Source organism: Verrucomicrobiia bacterium (genome assembly GCA_035460805.1).
Taxonomy (GTDB): domain Bacteria; phylum Patescibacteriota; class UBA1384; order CAILIB01; family CAILIB01; genus DATHWI01.
Map to the genome: position 1 here is coordinate 1 of DATHWI010000024.1, position 1,761 is coordinate 1,761.

The 1,761-nt window shown below is 52.0% G+C and carries 1 protein-coding gene; it reads right to left on the reverse strand.

Annotation, left to right across the window (positions count from 1 at the left end; genetic code table 11):
• Window positions 1-1,761 (reverse strand): DNA topoisomerase (ATP-hydrolyzing) (locus VLA04_00615; protein ID HSI20200.1); only part of this gene is annotated, 1,761 nt, incomplete at both ends.

Sequence of the window (1,761 nt, forward strand, 5' to 3'; positions counted from 1 at the left end):
ACTGCACTTCGTCTTCTTCTTTGGTTCCCATACCTGTTACACCCTTGCCGCCACGTCCCTGTGCACGGTATGTGTCACGCTGGACGCGCTTAATGTAATTGGTCTTGGTGAGAGTAATGAGCACCTCTTCGTTTGGAATGAGGTCTTCTGCAGAGAAGCCGTGAATATCCGCTTGGATAATCTTGGTGCGCCGAGGCTTGGCATACTGATCTTTAATGCCAATGGTTTCCTCACGAATCACAGCCAAGATCTTCTCTTCATGAGCAAGGAGGTCTTCCAAGAACGCAATGAACTTCATCTTCTCGTCGTACTCATCCTGCAAACGCTGACGTTCCAAGCCCACGAGGCTGGACAAGCGCATATCCAAGATGGCGTTGGTCTGAGGCTCAGAAAGCTTGAACTTCTTCATCAATGCCTCAGCAGCGGCAGGCCTGTTCTTGGAAGCGCGGATGATGCGAACTACTTCGTCGATATTATCCAGCGCAATGAGCAATCCCTCCAAGATGTGCGCGCGCTCCTTAGCCTTTGCTAGGTCAAACTCGGCACGGCGCCGCACAACTACCTGACGGTGCTTAATGAACTCTTGCAGTACTTCTTTTAAGGTAAGAATGCGCGGTTCAACCTCATTTACCAGGGCGATCATGTTCACATGGTACGCAGTCTGGAGGGAGGTGAGTTCGTAGAGGCGGTTAAGTACCTTTTTAGGGTAGCTATTAGCACGCAGTTCAATGACAATGCGGATTCCTTCACGGCTAGACTCATCGCGAATGTCCGTAATGCCGTCAATTTTCTTTTCCTTTACCAAGTCGGCAATCTTTGCCACAAGATCGCTCTTGTTAACCTGGTAAGGGATTTCAGTCACCACAATACGGAAGCCGCCTTTGCGCTCCTGAATTTCCGCCACGGACCGAATGGTGAACTTTCCACGACCCGTTGTGTACGCTTCACGAAGCCCTGCACCCGCATACACTTCTGCAGACGTTGGGAAGTCTGGGCCTTGGATAAACTGCATCAACTCATCAACCGTTGTCTCTGGGTTATCGATAAGGGCTACTACACCGTCACAGAGCTCTCCCAGGTTGTGGGTTGGAATATTGGTAGCCATACCAACGGCAATACCAACCACACCATTGAGCAACATGTTCGGAACCTTGGTAGGCAGAACGGTTGGCTCTTGCAGGGTTCCGTCATAGTTGGCCACGAAAGGAACGGTGTTCTTTTCGATATCAACCAGCATTTCCTCCGCCAGCTTTGTCATACGGGCTTCCGTATACCGTTCAGCAGCCGGGTTGTCACCGTCGATGGAACCAAAGTTACCCTGACCATCTACCAGTGGCATAGCAAGTGAGAACCACTGCGCCAAACGTGCCATAGCATCGTAAATGGCCGCGTTTCCGTGCGGGTGGAACTTACCCATGACCTCACCGGTGATACGGGCAGACTTCATGTACCGACTATTGGCACGCACGCCCATTTCCCGCATTCCAAAGAGGATACGGCGGGCAACAGGCTTCAGGCCATCACGTACGTCTGGAAGGGCGCGACCTACGATAACTGACATCGCATAGTCCAAGTAGGCCTGCTGCATTTCCGTCACAATGTTGCGCGGCTGCACCATTCCTACGCCCTCAACGTGGACTGCCTCTTCAACAACGGTCGAAATGAGCGTAGCGGCGCTTTCACGCTTATCACGGTCCGCCAAGGCCTCTTCCTCGGTCATTGGCACTACTTCTTCAGTAGTTTCCTCCTGAGACTCAGTAG